A 7,650-nucleotide genomic window follows, 5' to 3' on the forward strand; every position below is an offset into this window, starting at 1 on the left:
GCGCAGGGCGCATCCGAGCCCGCTTTTGGTCACCAACTGCGCTATCTGCGGCCGAGTAGAGCATTTAGCGACCAAAACCACCTGACGCGACCTAGCCGACGATCTCCGTCAGCGGCTCGTCGTTGACGCTCAGCACTCGCCACGCCTCGCCGTCGCGCTCGAAGGTCGACACCGAGCCGTTGCGGATCTGGTCGAACGGGCGGCCGGCGAGGTGGGCCAGCGTGTAGCGGATGATGGTGCCGTGGCACACGATCAGTGTGTTGCGGCTGCCGAACTCCGCATCGATGCGCTCGAGGGCGGCCTCGCCGCGCGCGACGACCGACTCGAGGCTCTCGAGTCCGGGGTACTGGTGGTCGGGCCAGCGTTCGGCGATGACCTCGGCGGTCGCCCCCTCGCCCTCGCCGTAGTCGCGTTCCTTCAGCTCGTCGAACGCCGGGCCGAGCTCGATGTCGAGGCCGGCGGCGATGATCGAGGCGGTCTCGCGGGCACGGCTCAACGGAGAGCTCACGATGACCTCCCAGTCGACGCCCTCGAGCGTCTTCACAGCGTCGCGCGCCTGCTGGCGGCCGGTGTCGTTGAGGGGGATGTCGCTCGATCCCTGCAGTTGCTTGTTCAGGTTCCAGTCGGTCTGTCCGTGGCGGATGAATGCGAGGGTCATGCTTCTATCCTGCCTTAGCGGCCTTACGCGAAGATGAACGTCACCAGCATGGCGGCGGCGACGATCACTGCGGCGACGGCCACGCTGGCGAACGCGGCGTGCGCCTCCCAGAACGACACGGCCGCGGGGAAGCGTGTGCGCAGGGCGGCAGAGGTGATGACCCCGGTGACCACGTCGGGGTCGCGCGGGATGGCGGCGCCGATCGCGCCGAGGTCGTCGATCGACCAGAGTCCGGCGCGCAGGCGCAGCAGGGCGCGGCCGTCGTCACCGAGCAGCAACAGCACGGGGGAGGCCAGCTGGGTTGCGCCGCGCAGGTGCTCGACGATCACCACCTGGTTCACGGTAGCGGTCGTGAGCTGCCGCGAGCGTCCGAGCAGGTCGGTGGTCACGATAAGCCCGTCGGCGTACTGCACCTTCGTGTTGCGGAAGTAGAGCCAGACGCCGACCAGAACGAGCGCGAACACGACGGCGATCACCACGACGCCCGCCGTGAGCATGCCGCCGCGGACGCGGGCGATGATGACCACGACGAGCAGCACCGCCAGCGCGGATCCGGCGAGCATCGATTTCCGATAGTGCGCCCTCGACGGCGTGACGGTCTGCATGGGCACCACCCTAGTTGCCGGTGCCCACGTCGCCGTCAGTGTCGCCGTGTCATCCGAGGCGCTTCGATCCGGGCGGCAGCACGCGCAGCCAGCGGTACCCGTAGCCGTCGAGGGTCAGCTCGGTGGTGCCGTTCGGTGTGGGGGTGGTGACGCTGCCGTCGAGCAGCAGGTCGACCAGCCGGTGCTGCTCGTCGAGGTCGGTGAGCCGCAGGGTCACCGCCGTGGGCTCGGCGCTGAGGTTGTGCACGGCGATCATCATGCCCTCGGCCCCCGACACGCGGTGGGCGAGCACCGCGGAGTTGTCGTGCTCGAGCAGGGTGAAGTCGCCCCAGCCGATCTCGGCCGACGCGCGATAGCGTTCGATAAGCCTCCGGATGAACCGAAGCATCGAGTCCGGATCGTGCCGCTGCGCTGAAGCGTTCACGTGCTCGGGCGAGTAGCCGCCCTCGGTGACGGGCGCCGCCAGCCGCGACCGACGCGCGTTCGAGAATCCGCCGTTCTTCTCGGTGCTCCACTGCATCGGGCTGCGCACCGACTGCCGGCCCTCGATCGCGAGGTTCTCGCCCATGCCGATCTCTTCGCCGTAGAACAGCACGGGGGTGCCGGGCATCGAGAAGAGCAGGCTGTAGACCATGCGGATGCGGCGCGGGTCGCCGTCGAGCATGGGAGGCAGCCGGCGCACGATTCCGCGGTCGTAGACGCGCATGTGCTCGTCGGGTGCGAACGCCGCGAACACCTCTTCGCGCTGCTCGTCGGTGAGTTTGTCGAGGGTCAGCTCGTCGTGGTTGCGCACGAAGTTGGCCCACTGCGAACCGGTCGCGATGGGCGGCCGGTCGGCCAGCGCCTTGGCGAGCGGCCCGGCGTCGGCGCGGGCGAGCGACAGGTAGAGGTTCGCCATCACCACGAAGTCGAACTGCATAGTGAGTGCGTCGCCGTCGGCGCCGCCGAAGTAGGCGACCTGGTCTTTGTGCGGCAGGTTGGCCTCGCCGAGCAGGATCGCCTCGCCCGACCGCCGTCCGAGAAACTCGCGCAGCGAACGCAGGAAGCCCATGGGGTCGGGCAGATCGCCCTTGCCCGGCATCACGCCGCTGGGGTCGAGCAGGAACGGAACGGCGTCGACCCGGAACCCCGACACCCCGAGCTGCAGCCAGAAGCCGATGATTTTCTCGAGTTCTTCGCGCACCTTCGGGTTGGCCACGTTCAGGTCGGGCTGGTGGCTGTAGAAGCTGTGCAGGTAGTGCTGGCCCGTGCGCTCGTCGAGCTTCCAGACCCCCGACTCCTCGCCGGGGAAGACGGATGCCGCAGGGTTTGCCGGCGGTTCGTCGCGCCACACGTAGTAGTCGCGGTAGGGGGAGTTCTTGCTCGAGCGCGAGGCCTGGAACCACGGATGCCGGTCGGAGGTGTGGTTGACGACCAGGTCGATGATCACCCGCATTCCGCGGTCGCGGGCCGTGCGCACGACCTCGACGAAGTCGCCGTGGCTGCCGAGCCGGGGGTCGACGCCGTAGAAGTCGGAGATGTCGTAGCCGTCGTCCTGGTCGGGGGAGGGGTAGAACGGCATGAGCCACAGGCAGGTCACCCCGAGCTCGGCGAGGTAGTCCATGCGGTTGGCGAGGCCCTCGAAGTCGCCGACCCCGTCGTCGTTCCAGTCCATGTAGGTCTCGACGTCGAGGCAGTAGACCACGGCGTTCTTCCACCACAGGTCGCTGGTGTCGGTGATCCTCACGCGCGTACTCCCGTCAGCTGGGGCAGCACGTGCTGCCCGAAATCGTCGATGAACAGTTCCTGGTCGACGCCCACGTGGTGCAGGTAGATGTCGTCGAACCCCAGGCCGGCCAGTTCGGCGAGCCACGCCGCCTGCTGGCCGAGGTCGGAGGAGATCAGCACCGACTGGTGCATGGCCGCGGGCGGCACGTGCTTCGCCGCCTCGTCGAACGCCTCGGGGGTGTCGAGGTCCCAGCACACGGGAGGCGAGAACACGTTGGTGCGCCACTGGTCGTGCGCGATCGCGAGCGCCTCCTCGTCGGTTCGCGCGTAGCTGAGGTGCACCTGCAGCACGAGCTTGCCGCGGCCGCCCGCGCCGCGGTAGGCGTCGATCATCTGGGTGAGCTTGGCGTGCGGCTGGGCGATCGTGGCGAGGCCGTCGGCCCACTGCGCGACCCAGGCCGCAGTCTCCACACTGACCGCCGCGCCCACCAGGTCGGGCGTGATTTCGGGACGCGTCCACAGCTTGGCGCGGTCGACGGTGACGAGCCCGTCATGGCTCACCTCCTCGCCGGCGAGCAGCGCGCGGATGATGTCGACGCACTCGCGCAGCCGGTCGTTGCGCAGCGACTTGCGCGGCCAGCCGCCGCCGGTGATGTGCTCGTTCGAGAACTCGCCCGACCCGAGCGCCGTCCAGAACCTGCCCGGGTACATGGCGCCGAGGGTGCCGATCGCCTGCGCGATGATCGCGGGGTGGTAGCGCTGGCCCGGGGCGTTGACCACGCCGAACGAGAGCCCGGTCGACTGCAGCGCGGCGCCGAGCCAGGCCCAGGCGAACGCCGACTGCCCCTGCCTCTCGCTCCACGGTGCGAAATGATCCGAGCACATGGCGGCGCCGAACCCGGATTCCTCCGCTCGCTGTACGGCCGCGAGCAGCGCTCGCGGGTGGACCTGTTCGTGCGAGGCGTGGAATCCGATGGTCACGTGCAGCCTTCCGTCGTCGTCGCTCCACGCTAGCGAACCGGTGTGGCGCGCGCACCTCGGTAGGCTGGGCGCATGGCTGAACGCTCAACACCGTGGTCGCTGGGCAACGCTCTCAAGGGCATGTTCTCGCGGCCGACCATCGACGAATCCACCTGGGACGACCTCGAAGACGCCCTCCTCGTGGCCGACTTCGGGCCGGACATCACCGAGTCCATCGTCGACGAGTTGCGTGCCAGCGTCGCCCGATTCAAGACCACCGACCCGGCAGACCTCAGGCGGATGCTGCGCGAGACTCTCGAAGAGCGCCTCGCCAAGCACGATCCCACGTTGCACCTCACGGCCCGCCCCGCGGTGGTGCTGGTGGTCGGCGTGAACGGTGTCGGCAAGACCACCACGATCGGCAAGTTCGCGAAGTTCCTCACCACCCGCGACCGCACGGTGGTGGTCGGCGCGGCCGACACCTTCCGCGCGGCCGCCGTCGAGCAGCTCGCGACGTGGGCGCAGCGTGGGGGAGCCGCGATCGTGCGTCCGCAGCAGGAACGTCAGGATCCGGCATCCGTCGCCTTCCAGACCGTCGAACGCGCACAGCGCGAGGGCTTCGAGATCGCGATCATCGACACGGCCGGGCGGCTGCAGACCAAGAGCGGCCTGATGGACGAGCTGGGCAAGATCCGTCGCGTCATCGAGAAGCAGACCGAGATCGCCGAGGTGCTGCTCGTGCTCGACGCCACGACCGGTCAGAACGGCGTCGCGCAAGCGGAGGCGTTCATCGAGAGCGCCGGCGTCACCGGTCTCGTCATCACCAAGCTCGACGGTTCGGCCAAGGGCGGCTTCGTGCTCGCCGTGCAGGAGCGCACCGGCATCCCGATCAAGCTCGTCGGCCAGGGCGAGGGCATCAACGACCTCACCGGTTTCACCCCGCACGTCTTCGTGCAGAACCTGGTCGGCTGACCGCGGTGGTCTCGCCCGAGATCGCCGCGTCGAAGCGCCGCGCGGCGGTCGTCGCGCTCGTGCTCGCCATCGTCGGCGCCGCCGCGCAGGTGGCCGGCTACACGCTCGGGGAGGGCGACGACCTCGGCTTCACGATCCTGATGTACGCGGGCGTGTTCGTGGCGGCGGCGGGAGTGATCGTCGCGAGCGCCGCGCTCGTGGGGGACGGCCCGCGGTTGGTGGCCCTGACGGCGATCGTCGTCGCGGTCGCGCCGGTGGTCGTGCTGCTGGCGGCGACGGCGTTGACGCCGACACCCGAGTACTAGCCCGGCCGGCCTAGGCGGCGTCGCGGCCCGTGGCGTGTGCGAGCACGGCGCGCATGGCGACCGCCGCCCCGTCGTCGAACACGTCGGGTGCCACGAAGTGGGCGAGCGCGACGACGTCGTGCGGGGCGCTCCCCATCGCGATCGCCGTGCCGACGATGCGGAACATCGACGAGTCGTTGCGTCCGTCGCCGATCGCCGCGACGGCGCTGAGCGGGATGCCCAGCCGGTCGCAGAGCCAGCGCAGGGTGGTGCCCTTCGACACCCCGGGGGCCGTCGCGTTGATGAACACGGCGTCGGGCATGCCGGGCGCCGTCGACTCCTCGGCCGCGAGGCCGATCGCCGAGATCTCGGCGAGGAGCCGCGCGGTGTTGCGGCCGGAGTAGTCGGCGACCGTCGCCTTGATGATCGTGGTGTCGGCCAGCACCTCGTCGGTGACGATGCCGATCGGGCTGCCCATCATGAGCTCCCACGCCGCCTCGGCGAACGGGTCTGGGCGGGTGACGTAGTGACCGTCGTGCGCGTAGAACTCGGCGTAGACGTCGAAGCTACGGCAGATGGCGGCGAGCCGCTGCGCCTGCTCCGCGCCCAGCGCGAACGTGGTCTCGTGGCCGGTCGGCGCCTGCCCGGCCGACAGGTCGACGACCTGCGCGCCGTTGTGCACGATGTGCGGTCCGGCGGCGAGTTCGGCAAGGTCGGGAAGGCCCGCGGGCAGCCGGCCGGTCGCGAACGCGAACCTGATGCCCGAGGCGACGAGCGCCGTGACGGCCTCGCTGACCGGCGCGGAGGGCGATTCGGTCAGGCCGAGAAAGGTGCCGTCGAGGTCGGAGACGAACAGCTCGATGGCGGGGGACTGCCATTCCGCATGTCGGCCGGCGGGAGCGAGAGTCGTCATGGTCTCTCCAGCGTAAGCCGCGGATGTCGCGGGGCCGGTCAGTTTCCGTGGGCGGCGCGATGGGCCTCGCGCAGTTCGAGGTAGTGCCGGGCGTTCTCGACCAGCCCGGCGCGCTCCTCGTCGGAGAGGGTGCGCACTACCTTCGCCGGCACTCCGGCGACGAGCGAACCGGGCGGGATCACCGCGTTCTCGAGCACCACGGCGCCCGCGGCCACGAGCGAGCCCGCGCCGATCACGGCGCGGTTGAGCACCGTCGCCCCCATGCCGATGACGCAGTCGTTCTCGACCGTGCAGCCGTGCAGCACGGCGCCGTGCCCCACGCTCACGCCCGAGCCGACCGTGAGCTCGAGGCCCGAGTCGGTGTGCATCGTGACGTTGTCCTGCACGTTGCTGCCCGCGCCGATGGTGATCGTGTCGGTGTCGCCGCGCAGCACCGCCCCGTAGAAGACGCTCGCGTCGGGGCCGATCGTGACCGACCCGACCAGGGTGGCGTTCGGGGCGACCCACGCTGTGGGGTCGATGGACGGCGTCGATTCGCCGAAAGGCACGATGAGCGGCATTCGCCCAGAATATGCCGTGAGTACACGACGGCGCGCGAGCGCGGTTAAACTAGAGCAATCATGGCCACCTTTGGAAATCTCTCCGACCGTCTGTCGGAAACGTTCAAGAACCTCCGCGGCAAGGGCAAACTGAGCCCGGCGGATGTCGACGGTACAGTCCGCGAGATCCGTCGCGCCCTGCTCGACGCCGACGTCGCCCTCGACGTCGTCAAGGAATTCACCGGCAAGGTGCGCGAGCGCGCCCTGAGCGACGAGGTCTCGAAGGCCCTGAACCCCTCGCAGCAGGTGGTGCAGATCGTCAACGACGAACTCGTCGCCATCCTCGGCGGCGAGGCGCGTCGCATCCAGTTCGCGAAGACCGCCCCCACCATCATCATGCTCGCCGGCCTGCAGGGCGCAGGTAAGACGACCCTCGCGGGCAAGCTCGCGAAGTGGCTCGCCGGCCAGAACCACACGCCGCTGCTCGTCGCCGCCGACCTGCAGCGCCCCAACGCCGTCAACCAGCTGCAGGTCGTCGCGCAGCAGGCGGGCGTGGCGATCTACGCCCCCGAGCCCGGAAACACGGGCGGCGAAGAGGCCGCCCCGAGCCGCGGATTCTTCGGCGGCCCCAAGGCCGGCGACCCGGTCAAGGTCGCGAAAGACGCCGTCAAGTTCGCCAAAGACAAGCAGTACGACATCGTCATCGTCGACACGGCCGGTCGCCTCGGCGTCGACGCCGAGCTGATGAAGCAGGCCGCCGACATCCGTAAGGCGATCGACCCCGACGAGGTGTTCTTCGTCATCGACGCCATGATCGGTCAAGACGCCGTCGCTACGGCAAAGGCGTTCCAGGCCGGGGTCGACTTCACGGCGGTGGTACTGACCAAGCTCGACGGCGACGCCCGCGGTGGAGCGGCGCTCTCCGTGGCATCCGTCACCGGCCGTCCCATCATCTTCGCGTCGACGGGCGAATCGCTCGACGACTTCGAGCCCTTCTATCCCGACCGCATGG

At 69.5% G+C, this 7,650-nt stretch carries 9 protein-coding genes; 3 read left to right on the forward strand and 6 right to left on the reverse strand.

What is annotated here, in order from left to right; translation table 11 throughout:
• Positions 1 to 91: 91 nt before the first annotated feature.
• Genes ACLQ6X_RS04640 through ACLQ6X_RS04655 form a run of 4 tightly spaced genes read right to left on the reverse strand, consistent with a single transcriptional unit; the run spans position 92 to position 3,951 of the window.
• Positions 92 to 658 carry a histidine phosphatase family protein gene (locus ACLQ6X_RS04640; RefSeq protein ID WP_411699000.1) on the reverse strand — a complete coding sequence of 189 codons (567 nt, stop codon included), beginning with the start codon at positions 656 to 658 and terminating at the stop codon, positions 92 to 94.
• A 23-nt stretch (positions 659 to 681) separates the two neighbouring features.
• A complete protein-coding gene (locus ACLQ6X_RS04645; protein ID WP_411699001.1) occupies positions 682 to 1,263 on the reverse strand; it encodes a hypothetical protein in 582 nt (193 codons plus the stop codon).
• Positions 1,264 to 1,312: 49 nt separating this feature from the next.
• The gene (locus tag ACLQ6X_RS04650) at positions 1,313 to 2,989 is read right to left on the reverse strand and encodes an alpha-amylase family protein (protein WP_411699002.1); all 1,677 of its coding nucleotides are present in this window, start codon (positions 2,987 to 2,989) and stop codon (positions 1,313 to 1,315) included.
• Positions 2,986 to 3,951 (reverse strand): TIGR03885 family FMN-dependent LLM class oxidoreductase, encoded by a 966-nt coding sequence (locus ACLQ6X_RS04655; RefSeq protein ID WP_411699003.1) that lies wholly within the window; start codon positions 3,949 to 3,951, stop codon positions 2,986 to 2,988. The genes ACLQ6X_RS04650 and ACLQ6X_RS04655 overlap by 4 nt, the downstream gene beginning before the upstream one ends.
• Before the next feature lie 72 nt (positions 3,952 to 4,023).
• Between ACLQ6X_RS04655 and ftsY the strand changes: the two genes are divergently transcribed.
• Complete coding sequence (gene ftsY / locus ACLQ6X_RS04660) at positions 4,024 to 4,902, forward strand: signal recognition particle-docking protein FtsY (RefSeq protein WP_411699004.1); 879 nt, start codon at positions 4,024 to 4,026, stop codon at positions 4,900 to 4,902.
• Between the two features lie 5 nt (positions 4,903 to 4,907).
• On the forward strand, positions 4,908 to 5,207 hold the full coding sequence (locus ACLQ6X_RS04665) for a hypothetical protein (protein ID WP_411699005.1): 300 nt from the start codon (positions 4,908 to 4,910) through the stop codon (positions 5,205 to 5,207).
• 10 nt (positions 5,208 to 5,217) lie between these two features.
• Here the strand turns inward: ACLQ6X_RS04665 and ACLQ6X_RS04670 are convergent, their stop codons facing one another.
• Positions 5,218 to 6,099, reverse strand: coding sequence for an HAD family hydrolase (locus ACLQ6X_RS04670; protein ID WP_411699006.1), 882 nt, complete (start codon positions 6,097 to 6,099; stop codon positions 5,218 to 5,220).
• Between the two features lie 38 nt (positions 6,100 to 6,137).
• Positions 6,138 to 6,659, reverse strand: a complete 522-nt coding sequence (locus tag ACLQ6X_RS04675; protein ID WP_411699007.1) for a gamma carbonic anhydrase family protein — start codon at positions 6,657 to 6,659, stop codon at positions 6,138 to 6,140.
• A 60-nt stretch (positions 6,660 to 6,719) separates the two neighbouring features.
• Between ACLQ6X_RS04675 and ACLQ6X_RS04680 the strand changes: the two genes are divergently transcribed.
• On the forward strand, positions 6,720 to 7,650 hold a 931-nt coding region (locus ACLQ6X_RS04680), incomplete at its 3' end, for a signal recognition particle protein (RefSeq protein WP_411699008.1).

Origin of the sequence: Conyzicola sp. (genome assembly GCF_046714715.1) — a bacterium.
Classification (GTDB): Bacteria; Actinomycetota; Actinomycetes; order Actinomycetales; family Microbacteriaceae; genus Conyzicola.